The sequence below is a fragment of the Bacillus sp. FSL M8-0166 genome (genome assembly GCF_038008825.1).
GTDB lineage: Bacteria > Bacillota > Bacilli > Bacillales > Bacillaceae > Bacillus > Bacillus safensis.
The window spans coordinates 2714242-2739153 of record NZ_JBBOZZ010000001.1 but is presented as its reverse complement, the minus strand read 5'-3'; the positions used below and the strand labels follow the sequence as shown (position 1 = coordinate 2739153).

Sequence of the window (24912 nt, the reverse complement as noted above, 5' to 3'; positions counted from 1 at the left end):
AAAAATCTTTTTGGCGCCATTTGCATTTTTCACTAATCACAAAAGGAACTGGTGTTCCGTTCAGGGTCCCAGGTCTTTTCGCAAAGCTAGAAAATACGTTTTTAATGCATGGAAAGTAGAAAATCTATAGTTGAAATCATCTTTTTGGCATATTAGAAAATAAAGGTGTGCTTTTGAATTGATCGGTGCATCATGTATAATGAAAAGGATGATAAATGGAGGAGGGCGTATTTGTGAGTTATCAAGCTTTATATCGAGTGTTCAGACCTCAAGTTTTTGAGGATGTTGTTGGACAAGAACACATCACAAAAACGTTGCAAAATGCCCTTTTGCAGAAAAAGTTTTCTCATGCTTACTTATTTTCAGGTCCTAGAGGAACAGGTAAAACAAGTGCTGCCAAAATCTTTGCAAAGGCAGTGAACTGTGAAAAGTCACCTGTTAGTGAGCCATGTAATGAATGTGATGCCTGCAAAGGGATTACAAACGGTTCAATTTCAGACGTGATTGAAATAGATGCTGCCTCGAATAACGGGGTAGATGAAATCCGGGATATACGTGATAAAGTGAAATTTGCTCCTTCGGCGGTTACATATAAGGTTTATATTATAGATGAAGTACATATGCTCTCTATCGGTGCATTTAATGCCCTCCTTAAAACGCTGGAAGAACCGCCTGCTCATTGTATCTTTATATTGGCTACCACAGAGCCCCATAAGATTCCTCTTACCATCATATCTCGTTGTCAGCGATTTGATTTTAAACGAATCACGACCAAAGATATTGTTGGAAGAATGGAGAAAATTGTAGATGCAGAAGGCCTAAATGTACAGGAGGGCTCGCTCGAGATCATTGCTAGTGCAGCTGATGGCGGTATGCGTGATGCACTAAGTCTCTTGGATCAAGCGATCTCATTTAGTGGTGAACAATTGACAATTGATGATGCGCTGCTCATTACAGGAGCTGTATCTCAGCATTTCATTAGTCAGCTTGCTGAAGCAATTTTTGATCAAAATATTGCCATAGCGTTAGATACATTAAATGAATTGCTCCAGCAGGGGAAAGATGCTGCTAAATTAATAGAGGATATGATTTTTTACTTTAGAGATATGCTGCTTTATAAAACGGCACCAGATCTCGAGGGTGTCCTTGAAAAGGTAAAGGTCGACGAAAGTTTCGTCTCGCTTTCAGATCGTGTGACACCTCAGTTTCTGTATGAAACAATTGAAGTCCTGAATAAAAGCCACCAAGAAATGAAATGGACAAATCATCCAAGGATTTTCTTTGAGGTAGCTGTTGTAAAGCTGTGTCAGTCAACAGCAGGATTGACACAAGTTCATGCTGACGCTGATTTAACGGTGCTAACAGATAAAATAAACAGGCTTGAACAGGAACTATCGAGGCTAAAAGCCGAAGGTGTACCAATGTCTCCATCTCATAGCTCTCAAGAAAAAAAGGAAGCGCCACGACCACAAACGAGTAACAAAAATGGCTATCGTGCACCTGTCGGACGAATTCATGAGATTCTAAAAGAAGCGAAACGGACTGAGTTAGAAAAAATTAAAGGCAAATGGGGAGAGCTCCTTGCCCAGTTGAAACAGCAGAATAAGGTGTCTCACGCTGCGTTATTAACGGACAGTGAGCCAGTTGCGGCTGCTTCGCATGCCTTTGTTTTAAAATTCAAGTTTGAAATACATTGTAAAATGGTTGCTGAAGATAAAAGTGGTGTTCGAACCAATCTTGAACAACTGCTAGAGTCTATGTTAGGAAAAAGAGTGGAATTAGTTGGCGTTCCTGACGCTCAATGGGGTAAAATAAGAGAAGAATTTTTAAGAGATCATCAGCCGGATGAACAAGCAGATGGTCAGGGAACTTCTTCTGAAGAGGATCCATTGATTGCTGAAGCAAAGAAATTAGTAGGAACTGATTTAATTGAAATTAAAGATTAATAAAAATGAAAGAGAGTGGTGTTCATATGCGCGGTGGAATGGGAAATATGCAAAAAATGATGAAACAAATGCAAAAAATGCAAAAGGATATGGCAAAGGCTCAGGAAGAGCTTGCAGAAAAAGTCCTTGAAGGTACAGCTGGTGGCGGTATGGTCACTGTAAAAGTAAATGGGCAAAAAGAAGTCGTTGATGTAGCAATTAATGAAGAAGTTGTTGATCCAGAAGATATCGATATGCTTCAAGATCTTGTACTTGCTGCGACAAACGATGCATTGAAAAAAGTCGATGAGCTAACGAATGAAACGATGGGTCAATTCACAAAAGGAATGAACATGCCAGGTTTATTCTAGGAGGAATAATTGAAGATGCAATATCCTGAACCAATATCAAAGCTGATTGACAGCTTTATGAAATTGCCAGGAATCGGACCGAAAACTGCGGTCCGTCTGGCTTTTTTTGTTCTTAGTATGCAGGAAGATGTCGTACTAGATTTTGCGAAGGCGCTTGTAAATGCAAAGCGTAATTTAACTTATTGTTCGGTATGCGGTCATATCACAGACCAAGATCCTTGCTATATTTGTGAAGATACAAGAAGAGATCAATCTGTTATCTGTGTAGTGCAGGATCCAAAAGATGTAATCGCAATGGAAAAGATGAAAGAATACAACGGCTTATATCATGTGCTTCATGGTGCCATTTCGCCAATGGACGGAATTGGCCCAGAGGATATTAAAATTCCTGACCTATTAAAAAGATTGCAAGATGATCAAGTGACAGAGGTGATCCTTGCAACCAATCCAAACATTGAAGGAGAAGCAACAGCCATGTATATCTCCAGATTGTTGAAACCATCAGGAATTAAACTCTCTCGCATTGCTCACGGACTTCCAGTAGGCGGAGATTTAGAGTATGCGGATGAAGTCACACTGTCTAAGGCTCTAGAAGGCAGACGTGAGATGTAGGAAGGAGAAGTACGGTACATGGGTTTTCTTCGCAGAAAATCAATTCGAAAAGAATTCGATGAGAAATTAATTCAACAGCTTTTTAAGCAAAAGGAAGAATGGAACAGACAAAAAAAGCTTGTCGCAAATAGCGTTGAGCCTTCACCGGACATTCTATTCGAATTAAAGCTTGCTCAAGCGAAGTACTTTTTCTATCTGAGAGAAGCGAAAAAGAGGAATTTACGTTTAAACAACTGGAAATAGCAGGTCTATTGTACATAGTCCTCTCATATGCTTGTACTATTCATATGAAGAGGGGATGAGAGGATTATGGAACCTGTTATTGTGATCGGGTCAATTTTGCTAGCTGTGCTATTGTTGTTTATGTCAGGTGTGCAGGCGAATCCATTCAAATGGTTAGGGCTTATCGGAGTGAAGTTTGTGGCAGGCGCTCTTTTTTTATTTTGCCTCAACCTATTTGGTGAGAGTCTAGGATTACATGTCTCTATTAACCCTGTAACGAGTGGGATTAGTGGTTTATTGGGTATTCCGGGCGTAGCGGCTTTAATCGTAATTGAAAAATTTATTATTTAATGAAAAATATTGTTGACTTTGATTCGGCAGGGTGGTAAATTAATATACGTCGCTGATGACGAAGAAACGAAAAAACATAATAACAAAAAAGTTGTTGACACTAACAACTTGGATGTGATAAGATGTTCTAGTCGCTTCTGAAGCGGTAAACAAGTTCTTTGAAAACTAAACAAGACAAAACGTACCTGTTAATTCGAGTTTTTATAAAAAAATCCTATGATACTTCATAGGTAGTCAGTCAAACTGGCGAAAAGCAAAACTTCGGTTTTGTACTTTTTCGGAGAGTTTGATCCTGGCTCAGGACGAACGCTGGCGGCGTGCCTAATACATGCAAGTCGAGCGGACAGAAGGGAGCTTGCTCCCGGATGTTAGCGGCGGACGGGTGAGTAACACGTGGGTAACCTGCCTGTAAGACTGGGATAACTCCGGGAAACCGGAGCTAATACCGGATAGTTCCTTGAACCGCATGGTTCAAGGATGAAAGACGGTTTCGGCTGTCACTTACAGATGGACCCGCGGCGCATTAGCTAGTTGGTGGGGTAATGGCTCACCAAGGCGACGATGCGTAGCCGACCTGAGAGGGTGATCGGCCACACTGGGACTGAGACACGGCCCAGACTCCTACGGGAGGCAGCAGTAGGGAATCTTCCGCAATGGACGAAAGTCTGACGGAGCAACGCCGCGTGAGTGATGAAGGTTTTCGGATCGTAAAGCTCTGTTGTTAGGGAAGAACAAGTGCGAGAGTAACTGCTCGCACCTTGACGGTACCTAACCAGAAAGCCACGGCTAACTACGTGCCAGCAGCCGCGGTAATACGTAGGTGGCAAGCGTTGTCCGGAATTATTGGGCGTAAAGGGCTCGCAGGCGGTTTCTTAAGTCTGATGTGAAAGCCCCCGGCTCAACCGGGGAGGGTCATTGGAAACTGGGAAACTTGAGTGCAGAAGAGGAGAGTGGAATTCCACGTGTAGCGGTGAAATGCGTAGAGATGTGGAGGAACACCAGTGGCGAAGGCGACTCTCTGGTCTGTAACTGACGCTGAGGAGCGAAAGCGTGGGGAGCGAACAGGATTAGATACCCTGGTAGTCCACGCCGTAAACGATGAGTGCTAAGTGTTAGGGGGTTTCCGCCCCTTAGTGCTGCAGCTAACGCATTAAGCACTCCGCCTGGGGAGTACGGTCGCAAGACTGAAACTCAAAGGAATTGACGGGGGCCCGCACAAGCGGTGGAGCATGTGGTTTAATTCGAAGCAACGCGAAGAACCTTACCAGGTCTTGACATCCTCTGACAACCCTAGAGATAGGGCTTTCCCTTCGGGGACAGAGTGACAGGTGGTGCATGGTTGTCGTCAGCTCGTGTCGTGAGATGTTGGGTTAAGTCCCGCAACGAGCGCAACCCTTGATCTTAGTTGCCAGCATTTAGTTGGGCACTCTAAGGTGACTGCCGGTGACAAACCGGAGGAAGGTGGGGATGACGTCAAATCATCATGCCCCTTATGACCTGGGCTACACACGTGCTACAATGGACAGAACAAAGGGCTGCAAGACCGCAAGGTTTAGCCAATCCCATAAATCTGTTCTCAGTTCGGATCGCAGTCTGCAACTCGACTGCGTGAAGCTGGAATCGCTAGTAATCGCGGATCAGCATGCCGCGGTGAATACGTTCCCGGGCCTTGTACACACCGCCCGTCACACCACGAGAGTTTGCAACACCCGAAGTCGGTGAGGTAACCTTTATGGAGCCAGCCGCCGAAGGTGGGGCAGATGATTGGGGTGAAGTCGTAACAAGGTAGCCGTATCGGAAGGTGCGGCTGGATCACCTCCTTTCTAAGGATATATGGAGCAGCGTGCGTTTTCGTCTTGTTTAGTTTTGAAGGAACTTGCAAAAGATCCTACAACATCATATCTTCGATATGAAAGATGGGCCTGTAGCTCAGCTGGTTAGAGCGCACGCCTGATAAGCGTGAGGTCGGTGGTTCGAGTCCACTCAGGCCCACCATCTTCTATTAAATCGGGGCCTTAGCTCAGCTGGGAGAGCGCCTGCCTTGCACGCAGGAGGTCAGCGGTTCGATCCCGCTAGGCTCCACCAACGTGTTCTTTGAAAACTAGATAACAATAAGTAATACATTCACATTGAATGCAATGCAAAGTTCATCACACATAGTGATTCTTTCTAAAGTAAGAAATGGTTAAGTTAGAAAGGGCGCACGGTGGATGCCTTGGCACTAGGAGCCGATGAAGGACGGGACGAACACCGATATGCTTCGGGGAGCTGTAAGCAAGCTTTGATCCGGAGATTTCCGAATGGGGAAACCCACTGCTCGTAATGGAGTAGTATCCATACTTGAATACATAGAGTATGAGAAGGCATACCCGGGGAACTGAAACATCTAAGTACCCGGAGGAAGAGAAAGCAAATGCGATTCCCTGAGTAGCGGCGAGCGAAACGGGAACAGCCCAAACCAAGAGGCTTGCCTCTTGGGGTTGTAGGACACTCTATACGGAGTTACAAAGGAATGATATAAGCGAAGAGGTCTGGAAAGGCCCGCCAAAGAAGGTAACAGCCCTGTAACTGAAATGTTATTCTCTCCAGAGTGGATCCTGAGTACGGCGGAACACGTGAAATTCCGTCGGAATCCGGGAGGACCATCTCCCAAGGCTAAATACTCCCTAGTGACCGATAGTGAACCAGTACCGTGAGGGAAAGGTGAAAAGCACCCCGGAAGGGGAGTGAAATAGATCCTGAAACCGTGTGCCTACAAGTAGTCAGAGCCCGTTAACGGGTGATGGCGTGCCTTTTGTAGAATGAACCGGCGAGTTACGATCCCGTGCAAGGTTAAGCAGAAGATGCGGAGCCGCAGCGAAAGCGAGTCTGAATAGGGCGCATGAGTACGTGGTCGTAGACCCGAAACCAGGTGATCTACCCATGTCCAGGGTGAAGTTCAGGTAACACTGAATGGAGGCCCGAACCCACGCACGTTGAAAAGTGCGGGGATGAGGTGTGGGTAGGGGTGAAATGCCAATCGAACCTGGAGATAGCTGGTTCTCTCCGAAATAGCTTTAGGGCTAGCCTCAAGGTAAGAGTCTCGGAGGTAGAGCACTGATTGGACTAGGGGCCCCTACCGGGTTACCGAATTCAGTCAAACTCCGAATGCCGATGACTTATCCTTGGGAGTCAGACTGCGAGTGATAAGATCCGTAGTCGAAAGGGAAACAGCCCAGACCGCCAGCTAAGGTCCCAAAGTATACGTTAAGTGGAAAAGGATGTGGAGTTGCTTAGACAACCAGGATGTTGGCTTAGAAGCAGCCACCATTTAAAGAGTGCGTAATAGCTCACTGGTCGAGTGACTCTGCGCCGAAAATGTACCGGGGCTAAACGTATCACCGAAGCTGCGGACTGTTCTTACGAACAGTGGTAGGAGAGCGTTCTAAGGGCTGTGAAGCCAGACCGGAAGGACTGGTGGAGCGCTTAGAAGTGAGAATGCCGGTATGAGTAGCGAAAGACGGGTGAGAATCCCGTCCACCGAATGCCTAAGGTTTCCTGAGGAAGGCTCGTCCGCTCAGGGTTAGTCGGGACCTAAGCCGAGGCCGAAAGGCGTAGGCGATGGACAACAGGTTGATATTCCTGTACCACCTCCTCACCATTTGAGCAATGGGGGGACGCAGGAGGATAGGGTAAGCGCGGTATTGGATATCCGCGTCCAAGCAGTTAGGCTGGGAAATAGGCAAATCCGTTTCCCGTAAAGGCTGAGCTGTGATGGCGAGCGAAATTTAGTAGCGAAGTTCCTGATTCCACACTGCCAAGAAAAGCCTCTAGCGAGGTGAGAGGTGCCCGTACCGCAAACCGACACAGGTAGGCGAGGAGAGAATCCTAAGGTGATCGAGAGAACTCTCGTTAAGGAACTCGGCAAAATGACCCCGTAACTTCGGGAGAAGGGGTGCTTCTTAGGGTGTTAAAGCCCCGAGAAGCCGCAGTGAATAGGCCCAGGCGACTGTTTAGCAAAAACACAGGTCTCTGCGAAGCCGTAAGGCGAAGTATAGGGGCTGACGCCTGCCCGGTGCTGGAAGGTTAAGAGGAGCGCTTAGCGTAAGCGAAGGTGCGAATTGAAGCCCCAGTAAACGGCGGCCGTAACTATAACGGTCCTAAGGTAGCGAAATTCCTTGTCGGGTAAGTTCCGACCCGCACGAAAGGCGCAACGATCTGGGCACTGTCTCAACGAGAGACTCGGTGAAATTATAGTACCTGTGAAGATGCAGGTTACCCGCGACAGGACGGAAAGACCCCGTGGAGCTTTACTGCAGCCTGATATTGAATGTTGGTACAGCTTGTACAGGATAGGTAGGAGCCTTGGAAACCGGAGCGCTAGCTTCGGTGGAGGCATCGGTGGGATACTACCCTGGCTGTATTGACCTTCTAACCCGCTGCCCTTATCGGGCAGGGAGACAGTGTCAGGTGGGCAGTTTGACTGGGGCGGTCGCCTCCTAAAATGTAACGGAGGCGCCCAAAGGTTCCCTCAGAATGGTTGGAAATCATTCGCAGAGTGTAAAGGCACAAGGGAGCTTGACTGCGAGACCTACAAGTCGAGCAGGGACGAAAGTCGGGCTTAGTGATCCGGTGGTTCCGCATGGAAGGGCCATCGCTCAACGGATAAAAGCTACCCCGGGGATAACAGGCTTATCTCCCCCAAGAGTCCACATCGACGGGGAGGTTTGGCACCTCGATGTCGGCTCATCGCATCCTGGGGCTGTAGTCGGTCCCAAGGGTTGGGCTGTTCGCCCATTAAAGCGGTACGCGAGCTGGGTTCAGAACGTCGTGAGACAGTTCGGTCCCTATCCGTCGCGGGCGCAGGAAATTTGAGAGGAGCTGTCCTTAGTACGAGAGGACCGGGATGGACGCACCGCTGGTGTACCAGTTGTTCTGCCAAGGGCATCGCTGGGTAGCTATGTGCGGACGGGATAAGTGCTGAAAGCATCTAAGCATGAAGCCCCCCTCAAGATGAGATTTCCCATTCCGCAAGGAAGTAAGATCCCTGAAAGATGATCAGGTTGATAGGTCTGAGGTGGAAGCGTGGTGACACGTGGAGCTGACAGATACTAATAGATCGAGGACTTAACCTATATTCTAATGTGAAGTTTGAACATTGTTATCTAGTTTTGAGAGAACATTCTCTCCATCAGGTTTGGTGGCGATAGCGAAGAGGTCACACCCGTTCCCATACCGAACACGGAAGTTAAGCTCTTCAGCGCCGATGGTAGTTGGGGGTTTCCCCCTGTGAGAGTAGGACGCCGCCAAGCTTCTATAAGGATCAGTTCCATTTGGAACTGGTCTTTTTTGTTTTTTAAGAAAAGGAACAAACACTCGATCTGACATGGATACATATACTAAACTACCATCTAAAACATTCTTAATTTTGTATACAATTGAAAGCGCTAGGGCATACTGAAGCTATAAGTGGAGGTGTCACAATGAGCAAAAAAGAGCGAGAAGCGATTTGTTTGATTTGTGAAGAGAAAAAAACAAAGGGAATTTATTTATATCATCAGTTTTTGTGCCGAGAATGTGAGCGAAAGTTAATTTCTACATCGACCTCGGATCCTAGCTATGCCGATTATGTTAGAAAGCTTAAAAATCTTCATACGCCGCCTTTGTATTCATAGACCATTAGATGGTCTTTTTTTATGAGCCAAGAAGGATTGGGCCTGTTTTTTGGAACTTAGTTTGGACATCATCCGTAATTAATAATAAGATAAACAGAGAGCCTGATTATTCATAGGAGTCGATGAACATGAAATCAATTTTTTATACATTTATATGGGCCATCCTCTCTACTTTTTTTTCGCTTGTGATTTTAACCGTCAGTATTGGGGTTTTCCATCATCATGCTGGATTATCGATACTGTATGCGATGATGGGGGGGGGCGTGATGTTTGCAGGGAGCAGATGGGTTGCTTTCCAGTTGTTTTTAAAGAAACACGGACTGTCTCGTAGTGATTATGTATATATCAAACAGCATTTAAAAGAAGCAGGACAAAAGCTCGTACGTTTAAAGAAGGCTTTATTTGCTGTGAAGAACGTACAGACGATCAAACATAATTATGAAATTCTTCGACTTGCACGACGAATCTATACGATTACAAAAAAAGAGCCGACCCGATTTTATGATGCACAGCATTTTTATTTTGAAAGCTTGGATTCTGTCGTTGAACTAACTGAAAAATATGCACTATTGTATAACCAGCCTGATCGCAGTCATGAGCTGGAAATGACACTGAGCCAAACTCGAGTGACGCTGACAGAGCTGCAAAAGCAATTGACGAATGATTTGCAGCAAGTATTAGGAAGAGACATAGAAGCCCTTCATATTGAGCTTGAAGTGGCAGATAAAATGATAAAGAAATAATGAAAGGAGTCAAACGCAATGAAACCAGAAGATCACATCACATCATCACCTGCTTCCACTACAGATCTTCAGTTTCGGGTGTTTGATACCTTATCTGATGAGGAGAAACAAGAAGCCATACAGCGTGCTGAGCAGATCCCTGACAATCCGCAAAAGCTGCTTTTCTATGGTACACGTGTTCAGGAACGATTGTTGGAACAATCACAACAAATGATGAAATACGTTGAGAAAAAAGATATCGATCAAATAGGAGACGTGCTTGAGGCCTTTTTGCACCAGCTGCATATAGTAGAACCGGAGGATTTACTACCAAAGAAGCAGGGCTTTTTTTTGAAGTTGTTTCAGCGGGAGAAGCGTTCTACTCAGGAAATCATATCGCGTTTTCAACATGCAAAATCACAGATCGAGAGATTATCAGCAAGGCTTCGTTACGCAAAAGGCGGGTTAATCTCGGACCATATGTTATTAGAGCGTTTATTTGAAGAAAATCAAACTTATTTCCAAGAGATGACGCTGCAGGTTGCAGCAGTTGAAGCGAAGATGACAACTTTAGAGAAGCAGATCATATCAGAAACGGAGCAGACTGGTAATCGGACTATAGAGGAGCAATTGATGAGTCAGGAAGTCAATGCAGAAGATTATATGGGGAGGCTGAAGGAACGGAAACATGATTTGCTGCTAAGCCGGCAAATTGCTTTGCAATGTAATGCCCAAATTCGAATGATCCAGCATACGAATCATACATTGGCCAATCACATTCAATCCACTGTTTCTGCGTCTATTCCTCTATGGATCAACCAAATGTCGATTGCGTTAACGCATATTCAGCAGCGTGCCAATTCAGCTCTTGAGAATCGAATCCAAAAAACATATGAAAAGGTATCAAAGCAGCAGGGGGAGCTTCTTGAAGAGGCAGCTTTTGCACCTATAGATACGTTGAAAAAGGTTCAACGCCAATTAGCTGAAACCTTACAGGAAACGTTACAGGTGAAAGAGCATGGAAGCCAAGAGCGAGTTCAATTGAAAAACAGCATGTATGAGGCAGAACAGCAGCTGACGAATCACCAGCCAATAAAGGAATGAGAATCCATCTTTCGGTTCCTTTGTATGAACGTTATAATAGACATAAGATATCGTTAAAGTGAAAAGGGTCGATTTGTTTGAAAACACCTTTATATACAGCATTAGCACAACATGCGGAAAAGAAGCCTTATTCTTTTCACGTTCCAGGACATCACAATGGAGATGTCTTTTTTGATGAGGCACGGTCTTATTATGAGTCAATTCTTCAGCTGGATGTAACGGAGCTTGAAGGATTAGATGATCTCCATCATCCAACTGGTGTAATTCAAGAGGCTGAACATTTATTGGCAAATCTATATGGATCAGATCAAAGCTTTTTCCTTGTGAATGGGACAACTGTCGGAAATTTAGCGATGGTGATGGCTGCCTGTCGTGCGGGAGATGAGATTTTCGTCCAGCGAAATTGTCATAAGTCTGTTTACCATGCGATTGAGCTTGCAGGAGCAACGCCTATTATGGTAGAAGCTGAGATAGATCCACACCTGCATGTTCCAACACATGTGACAGATGAAACAGTCAAAAAAGCCATAGCAAAACATCCTAATGGCCGGGTGATCGTTTTGACTTATCCGAACTACTACGGTCATGCAGCTGATTTATCAAAACTGATTCAAATGTGCCACGAAGCAGGCATGATCGTTTTGGTTGATGAGGCACATGGTGCACATTTTGTATTAGACGGCGCTTTTCCTCCATCTGCTCTTTCCTATGGAGCTGACGTGGTGGTACAATCAGCACATAAAACCCTTCCGGCAATGACGATGGGATCATACCTTCATCTTCAGGGGGAGCGAATGGATGCAAAACGTTTGAAAACATTCCTCACGATGCTTCAAAGCAGTTCTCCATCCTATCCAATTATGGCCTCATTAGATGTGGCAAGAGCTTATGTCGAGGAGATCAAGAAAAAAGGGATCTTGGATGGAATCATGAAAGGGCTGGCAGAGCTGAAAAATGAGTTCAACCGTATACCTCAGCTTGAAGTGGTCGAGTCTGAATTGCATTCTAACGATCCATTAAAATGTGTTATTCGATCAAAAAAAGGGCTGACTGGTTATGAGCTAAAACGAGTGCTTGAATCAGTGGAGGTTCACCCAGAGCTTGCGGACGAACATCAGGTATTACTTGTCTTTGGCTTGGAACAGAAGAAGGATATTCCTTTTAAACGAATAGAGCAGGCCCTTAATCAAAGCGATTCATTGCTCAAAGGAAAAGATCATATCCAAAGTGAGGCGCTGTCTATTGAGAACGATGAGCATAGACAGGAGATAGAAGCCGTCCCATTTGAACATGCAGCAGGACGGATTAGCGCAGAATCGGTTATTCCATATCCACCGGGTATTCCTTTGATCGTTAAGGGAGAGCGTATTGAAATCGATCAAATTGCGGCTTTAAGCCGCTTGCTTGGACATCAGGTTCATGTTCAAGCAAGTCAGGTGATTCATCAGAGAAAATTATATGTTGATATAGAAGAGGAGACACTATGAGCGGTATGTTTATTACGTTTGAAGGGCCAGAGGGTGCCGGAAAAACGACAGTGATTCAAAAAGTGTATGAAGAAATGGAACGCCAAGGATATGCAGTGATGGCGACACGTGAGCCTGGTGGCATTGACATTGCAGAGCAGATTCGTGAAGTCATTTTAAATGAAAAAAACACAAAAATGGACGCGAAAACAGAAGCTTTGCTGTATGCAGCCGCAAGAAGGCAGCATTTGGCTGAGAAGGTAGAACCGGCATTACAGCGCGGGCAGACGGTTTTATGTGATCGTTTTGTCGATAGCTCCCTTGCTTATCAAGGCTATGCGAGAGGGCTTGGGATTGAAGAAGTAAAGTCAATTAACGACTTTGCTATTAATGGCACGATGCCTCAAATGACCATTTATTTTTCTATTACACCTGAGGAAGGGCTAAAGCGAATCGATGCCAACCAGGGAAGAGAAAAGAATCGATTAGACATGGAGACGCTGAATTTCCACCAGCTGGTCAGAGAAGGTTATGAACTGCTTATTGCACAATCACCAGAACGATTCCGTGTAGTGGATGCGTCTCAGCCGATGCAGGCTGTCTATGAAGAAGTCCTTCAATTGATTCAGGACACATTAAAGCAAAATCAAATATGACCTAATTCCCAATCGTTGTTATAATATAGAGGAAGACATCGGCATGTCATCTGTGCCTAAAATAAAGGAGGCCAATCAAATGAAATTAATTGTTGCCGTTGTACAGGACCAAGATAGCAGCAAGTTGTTGAAAATATTGACTGAACATCATTTCGGCGTGACAAAATTAGCTTCAACTGGTGGGTTTTTAAAGTCTGGGAATACGACTTTTATTATTGGTTGTGATGATGTCCGGGTGGATAAAGCATTACAGCTTATAAAAGAAAATTGCCGTAAACGTGATCAAATGATCGCGCCTGTATCCCCAATGGGTGGAAATGCAGATTCATACGTACCATACCCTGTTGAGGTTGAAGTTGGCGGAGCTACTGTCTTTATTCTGCCAGTTGAACAATTTCATCAATTTTAAGGATGGGTTGCTGTGAAAATTAATCAAGATATGCGGCTGCGTTTAGAAAAGCGTGAACTTCAAGCGATGAAAGGAAACCAGACATCTGCCTCCTTCAAAGCTTCGATGGAGACGCAAAGCGGCAAACTGCGCTTAGAACAACTGACGGTCATGCTGAGTGATATCGAAGTGTTCGGTAAAAAGCTCGCAAAGTCACGAAACCTAAAGGACTTGGCTAGGTTTAAAGGACTGGTGAAGCGCTTTGTGAAAGAGACAGTCGATAATGGTTTAAATATAGAAACATCAAGGAGCTTTGACATTTATGGCAACACACGTACACTCGCTTTAGTCAAAGCGCTGGATGAAAAGCTGATTGAATTAACAGAGGATATGATGAATCAAGAGAAACCATCTATTGATTTGCTTGAACGTATTGGAGAAATAAAAGGTTTATTGATTAACCTTTACACATAGAGAGTGATAACATGGCAATTAGCTGGGATGACATGAATGATTTGCAGCCGCGCGTCATGCGGCTGATTTTTAATAGTATTGATAAAGACCGACTTGCGCATGCCTACTTATTTGAAGGAAAAAAAGGGACAGGAAAACTGGATGCAGCGATGCTTTTGGCTAAGAGCTTTTTTTGTTTGGAATCAGGAGTGAAACCATGTGAATCCTGTCAAAACTGCAAAAGGATTGCATCAGGAAACCATCCCGATTTACATCTTGTGCAGCCCGATGGCCAATCAATTAAGAAGGCGCAAGTGCAGGCACTGCAGGAGGAATTTACAAAAGCAGGTGTAGAATCTCACCGGAAAATGTATATTATTCTTCATGCGGACAAAATGACGGTTAATGCCGCGAACAGTTTATTGAAGTTCCTAGAGGAGCCTAATCGGGAAACGATGGCGGTTTTAATCACTGAGCAATCGCATAAAATGCTGGATACGATTATTTCAAGATGTCAGATGCTCAGCTTTCAGCCGCTGCAGCCACAATCCTTGGAGCAGCAGCTTTTACAAGAAGGCGTATCTCAGCATCTCGCAAGGCTTTTGTCGAATTTAACCAATAATTTAGCAGAAGCACTCGAATTAAGTCGAAATGATCAGTTTGCAGAGTCTAGAGCGAAAGTGATAAAATTGTATGAAGTCTTACACCAGCGAAAAGAACATGCATTTTTTTATATACAGGATCAATGGATGCCTTTTTTCAAAGAGAAAGACCTTCAAGAAACAGGTCTGGATATGCTTTTATTTATATACCGTGATGTATTGTCGATTCAAATAGGAAATGAAGATAAAGTCATTTATCAAGACTTATTCCAGACAATGAAGCAGCATGCGCTGCATTCCACACAGCAGATGGTGACCAGCCAGATCCTTGCTGTACTAGAAGCGAAAAAGAGACTTCAATCCAACGTGAATGCCCAAGGGCTGATGGAGCAATTGGTGTTGATGTTGCAGGAGGGATAAGCTTGTACAACGTAATTGGTGTTCGCTTTAAAAAAGCGGGCAAAATCTATTATTTCGATCCTAATGGATTTCATATAGAAAATGATAGTTGTGTCATTGTAGAAACGGTCAGAGGGGTTGAGTACGGACAAGTGGTCATCGCCAATAAAAAAGTAGATGAACACGATGTGGTTCTCCCTCTGCGTAAAGTCATTCGTGTAGCAGACGAACGAGACCGGCTCATCGTTGAGGAAAACAAAGAAGCAGCGATGACAGCCTTTGATACATGTCTTCAGAAGGTAAGTGAACATGGGCTAGAAATGAAACTGGTTGATGTTGAATTTACATTTGACCGAAACAAGGTCATCTTCTACTTCACAGCAGATGGCAGAGTCGATTTCCGTGAGCTAGTGAAGGATCTTGCATCAATCTTCAAAACGAGAATTGAACTTCGCCAGATTGGTGTAAGAGACGAGGCAAAAATGCTTGGCGGCATTGGTCCTTGCGGGCGAATGCTTTGCTGTTCGACATTCTTAGGAGACTTTGAACCAGTGTCTATTAAGATGGCAAAGGATCAAAACCTGTCGTTAAATCCTACAAAAATTTCAGGACTTTGCGGTCGTTTGATGTGCTGCTTGAAATATGAGAATGATGAGTATGAAACAGCGAAAGAACAATTACCGGATATCGGCGAAACGATTCAGACGTCTAATGGCTCTGCAAAGGTAGTAGGGCTTAATATTTTAGAACGAATTTTGCAAGTTGAATTAACCGGGCAAGAAAAAGTGATAGAATATACATGGGAAGAATTATTACAAGAAGGCGTTGTATCTGCACAAACAACTGAGTAACGAGGTGTGCCACCTTGGATAAAAAGGAACTATTTGATACGGTGATTAATTTAGAAGAACAAATCGGTTCTCTTTATCGCCAGTTAGGTGATTTGAAAAATCATATCGGTGAAGTGATTGAAGAAAATCATCAGCTGCAGATGGAGAATCAGCACTTGCGTGAACGTCTGGATCAGTCCGATCGAGACAAATCGTCTGAGGCAGAGAATGATTCTGCCCAGAAGCCAAGTCATTCTGATATAGGGGAAGGTCATGATAACCTGGCCCGGCTATATCAGGAGGGCTTCCATATTTGTAATGTACATTATGGGAGCATTCGTAAAGAGGGAGACTGTTTGTTCTGTCTGTCATTTTTAAATAAAAAATGAGAAAAGGCTTCCGCTGAATCGGGAGCCTTTTTCACAGGAAAAGAAAGGATACATCATGGTTTCGTTAAGAGAAGATGAACGTTTAGATTACTTGCTCGCCGAAGATATGAAGATTATACAAAGTAAAACTGTGTTTGCCTTTTCATTGGACGCAGTATTATTAGCTAAATTTGCGTATGTACCGATCCAAAAAGGGGAGATCATTGATCTTTGTACCGGAAATGGCATCGTGCCATTGCTGCTTTCGACTCGTTCTAAGGCCGCGATTACGGGTGTTGAAATTCAAGAACGACTGTTTGATATGGCAAAAAGAAGTGTGGAGTATAATCAACTTGAACACCAGATCGAATTGATTCGTGGTGACTTGAATGATATGCCAGAACGGTACGGCAACCATAAAGTTGATGTGATTACATGTAACCCGCCATATTTTAAAACACCTTCTAAGGATGAAATCAATGAAAATGAATATTTGGCGGTTGCACGGCATGAAATTCATTGTACATTAGAAGATGTCATTCGTGTTTCTTCCACGCTGCTAAAGCAAGGGGGAAAACTGGCGATGGTTCATCGACCAGGACGGCTGCTTGAGATAGTGGAATTAATGAAGAAATACCGAATTGAGCCAAAACGAATTCAATTTGTTTATCCCAAACAAGGGAAAGAAGCCAATACCATCTTGGTAGAGGGCATAAAAGATGGAAAACCAGATCTGAAAATTCTCCCGCCTCTTTTTGTTTATGGGGAAGATCAGGAGTATACAGATGAAATCAGGACGATACTGTATGGAGAAGCATAATCATTACTTTTATGTATTAAAATGTGCAGATGGCAGCCTGTATGCGGGTTATACAAATGATTTGCAAAAAAGACTGATGACCCACAATAGTGGAAAGGGAGCAAAGTATACAAGAGCGAGACGCCCGGTTGAGCTTTTTTATCATGAATGTTTTGCAACCAAAAGAGAAGCCATGCAGCAAGAATATCGTTTCAAAACGTGGACGAGGAAAAAGAAAGACATTTATATAGAAGAAATGCGAATGGAAAAGGAGGCGGCACATGAAAAAGACACAGAAAAGCTTTGATGGTCAATCTGATATGGGTATTCTTTATCTCGTTCCAACCCCGATTGGAAATCTAGAAGATATGACGTTCCGAGCGATACAAACATTAAAAGATGTAGACTATATTGCCGCAGAAGATACAAGGCAAACGAAAAAGCTGTCTCATGTATACGAGATTGATACACCATTAACAAGTTATCATGAGCATAACAAAGACAGCAGCGGCCACAAGTTAATCGAATGGCTAAAAGAAGGGAAGAATATCGCACTCGTGAGTGATGCCGGTTTACCGACGATTTCAGATCCAGGGGCCGAAGTGGTTCGAGATTTTACTAGCATCGGAGGCTATGTCATTCCGTTACCTGGCGCCAATGCTGCACTAACGGCACTCATTGCATCAGGAATCGCGCCTCAGCCATTTTTCTTTTACGGTTTTCTCGACCGTCAAAAAAAAGAAAAGAAAAAGCAGCTTGAAGCCTTGAAGAAACGCCAAGAAACGATCATTTTCTATGAAGCGCCCCATCGATTAAAAGAAACGCTGACTTTGATGAAGGAAGTGTGGGGGAATCGGAACATCGCAATTACGAGAGAACTGACAAAAAAATTCGAAGAGTTTATTCGTGGAGATTTAGAGTCAGTGCTGACATGGGTTGCGGAGAATCAAATCCGAGGTGAGTTCTGTCTTGTGGTACAAGGAAATGATCAAGCTGAAGAAGAGATGAATGAAGAAGCATGGTGGACGTCCTTATCTGAAAAAGAACATGTGATCCATTACATAGAGGAAGGATTAACGTCGAAGGAAGCCATTAAACGTACAGCTGTTGAACGTGGTGTGCCAAAGCGCACGATATACGATGCCTATCATATTGAACAATAAAGAAAGGTTCTTGCAAACGGTGCAAGAACCTTTTTTATATGAACCTTATTTTTGTGATTGAAGTTGGTTTTGGATTTCGTTAATGATTTGCTCTGCACCTTCACGGCTAAGAACTAATTTACCATTAGCAAGCTTAAGGTTATCGTCTGATACTTCACCTGTTACTTGGCAAGTCATGTTTGGTTTATATTTTTTTAGGATAATTTTTTCATCATCAACATAAATTTCCAAAGCGTCTTTTTCAGCGATTCCTAGCGTACGGCGAAGTTCGATTGGAATCACCACGCGTCCTAATTCGTCAACTTTACGTACAATACCTGTAGATTTCATCTTCATTCTCCTCCCAAAAAGAACTTATTCTTAATATAATATTATCTTCGTCATTATTCGACAAATTCCTTACATTCCTAGCATAACAAGGTTTCCATAAATCGTCAATCATTTTGTTTACTATTGTTTGTAAAATATGACTCTTAAAGTCAAAAGACCTTGAAACTACTGATGTATAAGGCTTTTGTAGGCTTTTTCTATGAAAATTTAAGAAATGATGAGTTCAGATTAACAAGACTTTTGCCCTAATTTAGCCAATTGTAAATCTGGAAATAGATTTCATACGACAATATTCGACAAAATGTCGACGGGTTTGTCGTTTTTTTCGAAAAACTCATCTTTTTCGATCATTTCATCTTGTTCTATGTATATATGCTTGATCTTAAAGGCTAAGATGGTATCATAGAGAAAGCACAAGTGCAAAATTGAATGAATTGATCTGACACATTTTCATGTAATGATGATAACCGCTCTCGTCCATTGGGCGGGAGTTTTTGACATTTACACACACGCAGGAGGTTCCGACATGCCAGAAAAGAAAAAAACGTTTTATCTGACAACACCTATTTACTATCCGAGCGGAAAATTACATATTGGACATGCTTATACGACAGTAGCTGGAGATGCTATGGCTCGTTATAAACGTCTTCAAGGCTATGATGTCATGTATTTAACGGGTACAGATGAGCACGGACAAAAAATTCAGCAAAAAGCTGAAGAACAAAATATCACACCGATCGAGTATTTAGATCCAGTCGTTAAAGACATTCAATCATTATGGAAGAAACTCGACATTTCTAATGATGACTTCATTCGTACAACGGAAAAAAGACATACGAAAATCATTGAGCAAGTCTTCCAAAAACTGCTTGATCAAGGCGATATTTATTTAGATCAATATGAGGGCTGGTACAGTATTCCTGATGAGACATTCTATACAGAAACACAGCTTGTTGATGTTGAGCGTAATGAGAAAGGGGAAGTCATTGGCGGAAAAAGCCCTGACAGCGGCCACCCTGTTGAATTAATTAAAGAGGAATCATATTTCTTCCGCATGAGTAAGTATGCGGATCGTTTGCTCGACTATTACGAAAAGAATCCATCATTTATTCAGCCTGAATCAAGAAAGAATGAAATGATTAATAACTTCATTAAACCAGGTTTAGAGGATTTAGCAGTATCAAGAACAACCTTTGATTGGGGAATTAAAGTTCCTAACAATCCAAAGCACGTCATTTATGTATGGATTGATGCGTTATTCAACTATTTAACTGCGATTGGCTATGGAACAGATCAAGATGAAAAATACAAAAAATATTGGCCTGCCAACGTACATCTCGTAGGAAAAGAAATTGTACGCTTCCATACGATTTATTGGCCGATTATGCTGATGGCATTAGATCTGCCTCTGCCGAAACAAATTTTCGCCCACGGCTGGCTGCTCATGAAAGATGGCAAAATGTCTAAATCAAAAGGGAATGTGGTAGATCCGGTTACATTAATTGATCGCTATGGCCTCGATGCCCTTCGTTATTATCTGCTTCGCGAAGTACCATTTGGAGCGGATGGTGTGTTTACACCAGAAGGATTCGTGGAACGTGTAAACTATGACCTTGCCAATGATTTAGGTAACTTGCTTAATCGTACAGTTGCGATGGTGCAAAAATATTTTGACGGCACTTTAAGCAGCTATAAGGGTCCTGTTAATGAGTTTGATGAAGAGCTGAAAGCAGTCGCTGAGCAAACAGTCAAAGCCTATGAAGAGGCGATGGAGAACCTTGAATTCTCTGTGGCTCTTTCAAATGTTTGGACATTAATCAGCAGAACCAATAAATATATTGATCAAACAGCTCCATGGGTGCTGGCAAAGGATGAAACAAAACGAAAAGAACTGCATTCTGTTATGTATCATTTAGCAGAATCACTTCGAATCACAGCAGTACTCTTAACGCCATTCCTAACGAAAACACCTGAGAAAATCTTCTTCCAGCTTGGAATTGAAGAAGAGAAGCTCAAAAGTTGGGATAGTATCCTATCATTTGGTGCGATTCAACAAGCGACGGTACAAAAAGGAGAGCCTTTGTTCCCGCGTTTAGAGGTTGAAGAAGAAGTAGCCTACATTAAAGAAAAAATGCAGGGAAGTGCACCTAAGGCAGAAGAAGAGAAAGTGGAAATCGAAGAAACGGAATTACCTGAGCTGGGAGCAGAAATTGCATTTGATGATTTCTCAAAAGTCGATCTTCGAGTTGCACAGGTATTGGAAGCAGCTCCAGTTAAAAAAGCGGATCGTCTCTTAAAGCTTCAGCTTGATTTTGGATTTGAAAAAAGACAAATAGTCTCTGGGATTGCCAAGCACTATCAACCAGAGGAATTAGTAGGGAAGAAGCTCGTTTGCGTAGCGAATCTTACACCAGTTAAACTCAGAGGGGAAATTTCCCAGGGAATGATTTTAACAGGAGAAACTGGCGGGAAATTGCAGGTTCTTGAAGTAGATCAATCTCTAGCAAATGGAACAAAAATTTTATAAATCAACAAAGGTGTTCCACGTGTAACATTTCGTCGAACACCTTTTGTTTTTTAGGAGAATTGTCGAAAGGAGCAATCAACAATGTTATTTGATACACATGCCCACTTAAATGCAGAACAATACAATGAAGACTTAGAGCAGGTGATCGAAAGAGCGAAAAGCGAGAAAGTTGAGAAAATCGTGGTGGTAGGGTTTGACCGCCCAACAATTACGAGAGCGATGGAGTTAATTGAAGAGTATGATTTCATATATGCAGCTATCGGCTGGCATCCAGTCGATGCTATTGATATGACAGATGAGGATTTGGCTTGGATCAAAGATTTATCTCAACACGAAAAAGTGGTTGCGATTGGAGAAATGGGTCTGGATTACTATTGGGGCAAGTCGCCAAAAGATGTGCAAAAGGAAGTCTTTAGACGCCAAATTGCTCTTGCGAAGGAAGTGAATCTTCCAATCGTTATTCATAATCGTGACGCAACGGAAGATGTCGTGACGATTTTAAAGGAAGAGGGAGCAGCTGAGGTTGGAGGTATTATGCACTGCTTTACTGGCAGTCTGGAAACTGCAAAAGCGTGTATGGAGATGAACTTTTATATTTCATTCGGTGGACCCGTGACATTTAAAAATGCCAAAAAGCCTAAGGAAGTTGTAAAGGAGATACCAAGTGACCGGCTTTTGATTGAAACAGACTGCCCATACTTAACGCCAGTGCCATTTAGAGGGAAACGTAACGAGCCAAGTTATGTGAAATATATCGCAGAACAGATTGCGGAGCTGAGAGAAATCAGCTTTGAAGAGCTTGCTGAATTGACAACAAAAAATGCAAAAAAAGTTTTCCGTATAAACTGACAGTATATGATGTCAATCCTTGTTTAAGCTTGTCCAATTGTGAAACATAACGAAAAAGTTCTACACGTTTGCGCCTCCTCATAGGATAAGTTGTCGATAAGTCTTTCTTCCCTTCCTTCCATAAATCTCCCATAATAGGTTTACAATCGAGCATTTTTGTACACTGGGTGGAAGGGTTGACAGGTTTTGAGATACTCTATATAATCTCTCCGAGGAGAAGGAGGCGTTTTTCATCGTACAAAAAATGAAAAATCTGTTTTCTGTTAAGCTAGGAAAAGGCAAGGTTTTATTACTAGTTGTTTGCTTGCTTTTAGCTGGAACTGGAACGGCTTACGGTGCGCATGAGCTCACTAAGCAGTCTATTACCATTTCAATCAATGGTAAAGAGAAGACAATTCGTACACATGAAGAGACAGTAGCTCAGCTGCTTTCAGACCTTGGAATAAGGACCAAGGCGGAGGATCATATCTCTCCAAGTCTAAATACAAAGATTCAAGACAACATGAACATTGTGTATGATGCGGCTATACCGGTTCATCTGACCCTAGATGGGAAAGAGAAAACGATATGGACAACAGATCAGACGGTTGGAGCATTATTGAAGAATGAGAAGATAGATATTGGGAAGCACGATCAAGTAACTCCAGGAAAGAATGACAAGTTAAAAAAGGATATGAATCTTGTGGTTCAGCAGGCCTTCCAGGTCAGCTTAAATGATGGAGGAAAAGATAAAAAAGTGTGGACCACTTCGACTACGGTCGCTGACTTTTTAAAGCAACAAGAGCTGAAGCTCAAGAAGCACGATAAGATCAAGCCTGCGTTACATAGTAACCTTTCTAAAAAGAGCGCAGATATAAAGATCACTCGGGTGGAAAAAGTCACCGATGTAGTGGAAGAGAAAATTGCTTTTGATACCAAACATAAAAAGGATCATTCTCTTGAAAAAGGAAAAGAGAAGGTACTTAAAAAAGGTGAAGAAGGTAAATTGAAGAAGCACTATGCCATTGTGAAAGAAAACGGCAAAGTGGTGTCTAAAGAATTGATTAAAGAAGTGACCGAAAAAGATAGTAAGGACCGTTTAGTGGCCATTGGTACACAAGTGACCAAAAAGCCTACAGCGTCCCCTGCGGTTTCACGAAGCAATGAATCGTCAGGAAAAGAATTTTATGTAGCGTCAACAGCCTATACAGCGAGCTGTGCTGGATGTACGGGCAGAACGTCTACAGGCTTTGATTTAAAAGCAAATCCGGGTGCAAAGGTCATAGCAGTTGATCCGAGTGTCATTCCGCTGGGCTCAAAAGTGTATGTGGAAGGCTATGGATATGCCGTTGCATCAGACACTGGATCTGCTATAAAAGGGAATAAAATTGATGTGTTTGTCCCAAGTAAGTCGGCAGCTTATCAATGGGGAAATAAACGAGTGAAGATTAGAGTACTCAAATAAACACATCAAATCATTTATATGAACAGAGGGCTTTGCGCACCCTCTGTTTTTTTGGTTATAATAGAAGCACTGTTTCTAATTAATTAGACGCAAAAGCAGCATGAAAGGTTTCGTTTTTTTAACCAAAAAATGTAGATTGTTTTTGCAAGCGGAGGAATACATGAAAATCAAAGAAATCATTGTGGTGGAGGGTCGTGATGACACTGCCAGAGTGAAGATGGCGGTGGATGCAGATACGATCGAAACAAACGGATCTGCCATTGGCGATACAGTCATTCAACAAGTGCGTCTTGCTCAGGAGACGAGAGGAGTCATTATTTTAACAGATCCCGATTTTCCTGGTGAGAAGATCCGTAAAACCATTGCAGAGGCGGTTCCTGGCTGTAAGCACGCTTTTTTGCCAAAACATCTTGCGAAGGCGAAGCGGGATAAAGGAATTGGTGTCGAACATGCTTCCTTGGACAGTATTCGGGAATGTCTTGCCCATGTCCATGAAGAAATGGAAGAATCGGAAAGTGACATTACATTAGACGACTTATTTGACGCAGGCCTTATCGGAGGCGAAGCATCGAAACGCCGCCGCGAACGACTAGGAGTGCTTTTAAATATAGGATATACCAATGCGAAGCAGCTGCAAAAGCGCCTTCACATGTTCCAAATAACCAAACATGATTTTATTGCGGCCTTAAAGACCGTCATGCAGGAGGAAGCCGATGAATAAAGATATTGCGACACCCGTCAGAACGAAGGAGATACTGAAGAAGTACGGTTTCTCTTTTAAAAAGAGCTTAGGGCAGAACTTCTTAATTGATACAAATATTTTAGATCGCATTGTTGATCACGCAGAGGTGACAGATGAGACCGGCGTCATTGAAATTGGGCCTGGTATCGGCGCATTGACAGAACAGCTTGCTAAACGAGCAAAGAAAGTCACCGCTTTTGAAATTGATCAGCGTTTATTGCCTATTTTAAACGATACGCTCTCTCCATATGATAATGTCACGATCATTCATCAAGATGTATTAAAGGCGGATGTGAGAAAGGTCATCGAAGAAAATTTTGCTGACTGTAAGGAAGTGATGGTTGTTGCCAACCTTCCATATTACGTGACAACCCCGATCATTATGAAATTGCTTGAAGAAAACCTTCCATTGAAAGGGATTGTGGTCATGCTGCAAAAAGAAGTAGCAGATCGTATGGCAGCTGTCCCTTCATCAAAGGAATATAATTCACTGTCTATCGCAGTTCAATTTTATACGGAAGCAAAAACGGTGATGGTTGTACCTAAAACGGTTTTTGTTCCTCAGCCAAATGTCGATTCGGCTGTGATTAAGCTGACTGTTCGTGAAACGCCTGCTGTCTCAGTAGAAAATGATGCGTTTTTCTTTCAATTGATCCGAGCGAGCTTTGGCCAGCGCCGGAAAACATTGATGAATAATTTGATGAACAATCTACCTGATGGAAAAAAACATAAAGCGATCATCGAGGAAGCACTCCAAACAGCTGATATTGATGGAAAGCGCCGCGGAGAATCATTATCCATTGAGGAATTTGCCCGTTTGTCGAATGTTTTACAAAAAGCCCTTTCGTAAGGGCTTTTTTCTTTTGTTTTTCACCACTTCAACTGTTCGGGCATAGGCTAGAAAGAACAGCACATATGAAAGATGAACATGTTTA

At 43.0% G+C, this 24912-nt stretch carries 24 protein-coding genes, 2 tRNA genes and 3 rRNA genes; 28 read left to right on the top strand and 1 reads right to left on the bottom strand.

The window, feature by feature from the left end:
* Positions 1 to 233: 233 nt before the first annotated feature.
* The 23 genes from dnaX (at position 234) to rsmI (ending at position 18085) form a co-directional block, all read left to right on the top strand.
* Entirely contained in the window at positions 234 to 1946 is a 1713-nt protein-coding gene (gene dnaX / locus NSS92_RS14210) for a DNA polymerase III subunit gamma/tau (RefSeq protein ID WP_340868708.1), read from the top strand.
* A 26-nt stretch (positions 1947 to 1972) separates the two neighbouring features.
* Positions 1973 to 2296, top strand: a complete 324-nt coding sequence (locus tag NSS92_RS14205) for a YbaB/EbfC family nucleoid-associated protein (RefSeq protein ID WP_008342011.1) — start codon at positions 1973 to 1975, stop codon at positions 2294 to 2296.
* Between the two features lie 15 nt (positions 2297 to 2311).
* Positions 2312 to 2908, top strand: a complete 597-nt coding sequence (gene recR / locus NSS92_RS14200) for a recombination protein RecR (RefSeq protein WP_003218094.1) — start codon at positions 2312 to 2314, stop codon at positions 2906 to 2908.
* 18 nt (positions 2909 to 2926) lie between these two features.
* Positions 2927 to 3151, top strand: coding sequence for a YaaL family protein (locus NSS92_RS14195; RefSeq protein ID WP_024425764.1), 225 nt, complete (start codon positions 2927 to 2929; stop codon positions 3149 to 3151).
* Positions 3152 to 3217: 66 nt separating this feature from the next.
* Positions 3218 to 3481 (top strand): pro-sigmaK processing inhibitor BofA family protein, encoded by a 264-nt coding sequence (locus NSS92_RS14190; RefSeq protein ID WP_034284261.1) that lies wholly within the window; start codon positions 3218 to 3220, stop codon positions 3479 to 3481.
* A 274-nt stretch (positions 3482 to 3755) separates the two neighbouring features.
* Positions 3756 to 5304 (top strand): 16S ribosomal RNA (locus NSS92_RS14185).
* Positions 5305 to 5399: 95 nt separating this feature from the next.
* A tRNA-Ile gene (locus NSS92_RS14180) sits at positions 5400 to 5476 on the top strand.
* A gap of 14 nt (positions 5477 to 5490) precedes the next feature.
* Positions 5491 to 5566: transfer RNA gene (locus NSS92_RS14175), tRNA-Ala, on the top strand.
* A 98-nt stretch (positions 5567 to 5664) separates the two neighbouring features.
* Positions 5665 to 8595, top strand: a 23S ribosomal RNA gene (locus tag NSS92_RS14170).
* Positions 8596 to 8656: 61 nt separating this feature from the next.
* Positions 8657 to 8772: ribosomal RNA gene (gene rrf / locus NSS92_RS14165) — 5S ribosomal RNA — on the top strand.
* Together the 16S, 23S and 5S rRNA genes with 2 tRNA genes alongside form the textbook arrangement of a ribosomal RNA operon.
* A 171-nt stretch (positions 8773 to 8943) precedes the next feature.
* Positions 8944 to 9135: a sigma factor G inhibitor Gin gene (locus NSS92_RS14160; RefSeq protein WP_024425620.1), complete on the top strand. Its 192-nt coding sequence runs from the start codon at positions 8944 to 8946 to the stop codon at positions 9133 to 9135.
* A 128-nt stretch (positions 9136 to 9263) separates the two neighbouring features.
* Entirely contained in the window at positions 9264 to 9878 is a 615-nt protein-coding gene (locus NSS92_RS14155) for a 5-bromo-4-chloroindolyl phosphate hydrolysis family protein (RefSeq protein ID WP_340868700.1), read from the top strand.
* 18 nt (positions 9879 to 9896) lie between these two features.
* Complete coding sequence (locus NSS92_RS14150) at positions 9897 to 10961, top strand: toxic anion resistance protein (protein ID WP_340868698.1); 1065 nt, start codon at positions 9897 to 9899, stop codon at positions 10959 to 10961.
* 77 nt (positions 10962 to 11038) lie between these two features.
* A complete protein-coding gene (locus NSS92_RS14145; RefSeq protein WP_340868696.1) occupies positions 11039 to 12448 on the top strand; it encodes an aminotransferase class I/II-fold pyridoxal phosphate-dependent enzyme in 1410 nt (469 codons plus the stop codon).
* Positions 12445 to 13083: a dTMP kinase gene (gene tmk, locus NSS92_RS14140; RefSeq protein WP_048239529.1), complete on the top strand. Its 639-nt coding sequence runs from the start codon at positions 12445 to 12447 to the stop codon at positions 13081 to 13083. Before NSS92_RS14145 ends, tmk begins: the two co-directional genes overlap by 4 nt.
* 79 nt (positions 13084 to 13162) lie before the next feature.
* The gene (locus tag NSS92_RS14135; protein WP_024425625.1) at positions 13163 to 13492 is read left to right on the top strand and encodes a cyclic-di-AMP receptor; all 330 of its coding nucleotides are present in this window, start codon (positions 13163 to 13165) and stop codon (positions 13490 to 13492) included.
* A 12-nt stretch (positions 13493 to 13504) separates the two neighbouring features.
* Positions 13505 to 13945 carry a YaaR family protein gene (locus tag NSS92_RS14130; RefSeq protein ID WP_095407530.1) on the top strand — a complete coding sequence of 147 codons (441 nt, stop codon included), beginning with the start codon at positions 13505 to 13507 and terminating at the stop codon, positions 13943 to 13945.
* A gap of 11 nt (positions 13946 to 13956) precedes the next feature.
* A complete protein-coding gene (holB, locus tag NSS92_RS14125; RefSeq protein ID WP_024425627.1) occupies positions 13957 to 14946 on the top strand; it encodes a DNA polymerase III subunit delta' in 990 nt (329 codons plus the stop codon).
* Between the two features lie 2 nt (positions 14947 to 14948).
* A complete protein-coding gene (locus NSS92_RS14120) occupies positions 14949 to 15776 on the top strand; it encodes a PSP1 domain-containing protein (protein WP_024425628.1) in 828 nt (275 codons plus the stop codon).
* A gap of 14 nt (positions 15777 to 15790) precedes the next feature.
* A complete protein-coding gene (gene yabA / locus NSS92_RS14115; RefSeq protein WP_024425629.1) occupies positions 15791 to 16144 on the top strand; it encodes a DNA replication initiation control protein YabA in 354 nt (117 codons plus the stop codon).
* A gap of 55 nt (positions 16145 to 16199) precedes the next feature.
* A complete protein-coding gene (locus NSS92_RS14110; protein ID WP_340868689.1) occupies positions 16200 to 16943 on the top strand; it encodes a tRNA1(Val) (adenine(37)-N6)-methyltransferase in 744 nt (247 codons plus the stop codon).
* A complete protein-coding gene (locus NSS92_RS14105) occupies positions 16930 to 17229 on the top strand; it encodes a GIY-YIG nuclease family protein (RefSeq protein ID WP_041105706.1) in 300 nt (99 codons plus the stop codon). The genes NSS92_RS14110 and NSS92_RS14105 overlap by 14 nt, the downstream gene beginning before the upstream one ends.
* Positions 17204 to 18085: a 16S rRNA (cytidine(1402)-2'-O)-methyltransferase gene (rsmI, locus tag NSS92_RS14100; protein ID WP_340868686.1), complete on the top strand. Its 882-nt coding sequence runs from the start codon at positions 17204 to 17206 to the stop codon at positions 18083 to 18085. The genes NSS92_RS14105 and rsmI overlap by 26 nt, the downstream gene beginning before the upstream one ends.
* Before the next feature lie 45 nt (positions 18086 to 18130).
* On the opposite strand, the gene NSS92_RS14095 is transcribed toward rsmI, so the two are convergent.
* On the bottom strand, positions 18131 to 18421 hold the full coding sequence (locus NSS92_RS14095; protein ID WP_087975202.1) for an AbrB/MazE/SpoVT family DNA-binding domain-containing protein: 291 nt from the start codon (positions 18419 to 18421) through the stop codon (positions 18131 to 18133).
* Positions 18422 to 18941: 520 nt separating this feature from the next.
* On the opposite strand from NSS92_RS14095, the gene metG reads away from it, so the two are divergent.
* The 5 genes from metG (at position 18942) to rsmA (ending at position 24827) form a co-directional block, all read left to right on the top strand.
* Positions 18942 to 20942: a methionine--tRNA ligase gene (gene metG / locus NSS92_RS14090; protein WP_267588138.1), complete on the top strand. Its 2001-nt coding sequence runs from the start codon at positions 18942 to 18944 to the stop codon at positions 20940 to 20942.
* 81 nt (positions 20943 to 21023) lie between these two features.
* Positions 21024 to 21791, top strand: coding sequence for a TatD family hydrolase (locus tag NSS92_RS14085; RefSeq protein WP_340868685.1), 768 nt, complete (start codon positions 21024 to 21026; stop codon positions 21789 to 21791).
* Positions 21792 to 22035: 244 nt separating this feature from the next.
* Complete coding sequence (locus NSS92_RS14080; RefSeq protein ID WP_340868683.1) at positions 22036 to 23235, top strand: ubiquitin-like domain-containing protein; 1200 nt, start codon at positions 22036 to 22038, stop codon at positions 23233 to 23235.
* 160 nt (positions 23236 to 23395) lie between these two features.
* On the top strand, positions 23396 to 23956 hold the full coding sequence (rnmV, locus tag NSS92_RS14075) for a ribonuclease M5 (RefSeq protein WP_017359323.1): 561 nt from the start codon (positions 23396 to 23398) through the stop codon (positions 23954 to 23956).
* On the top strand, positions 23949 to 24827 hold the full coding sequence (rsmA, locus tag NSS92_RS14070) for a 16S rRNA (adenine(1518)-N(6)/adenine(1519)-N(6))-dimethyltransferase RsmA (protein WP_025093515.1): 879 nt from the start codon (positions 23949 to 23951) through the stop codon (positions 24825 to 24827). Before rnmV ends, rsmA begins: the two co-directional genes overlap by 8 nt.
* The last annotated feature ends 85 nt before the right edge of the window (positions 24828 to 24912 follow it).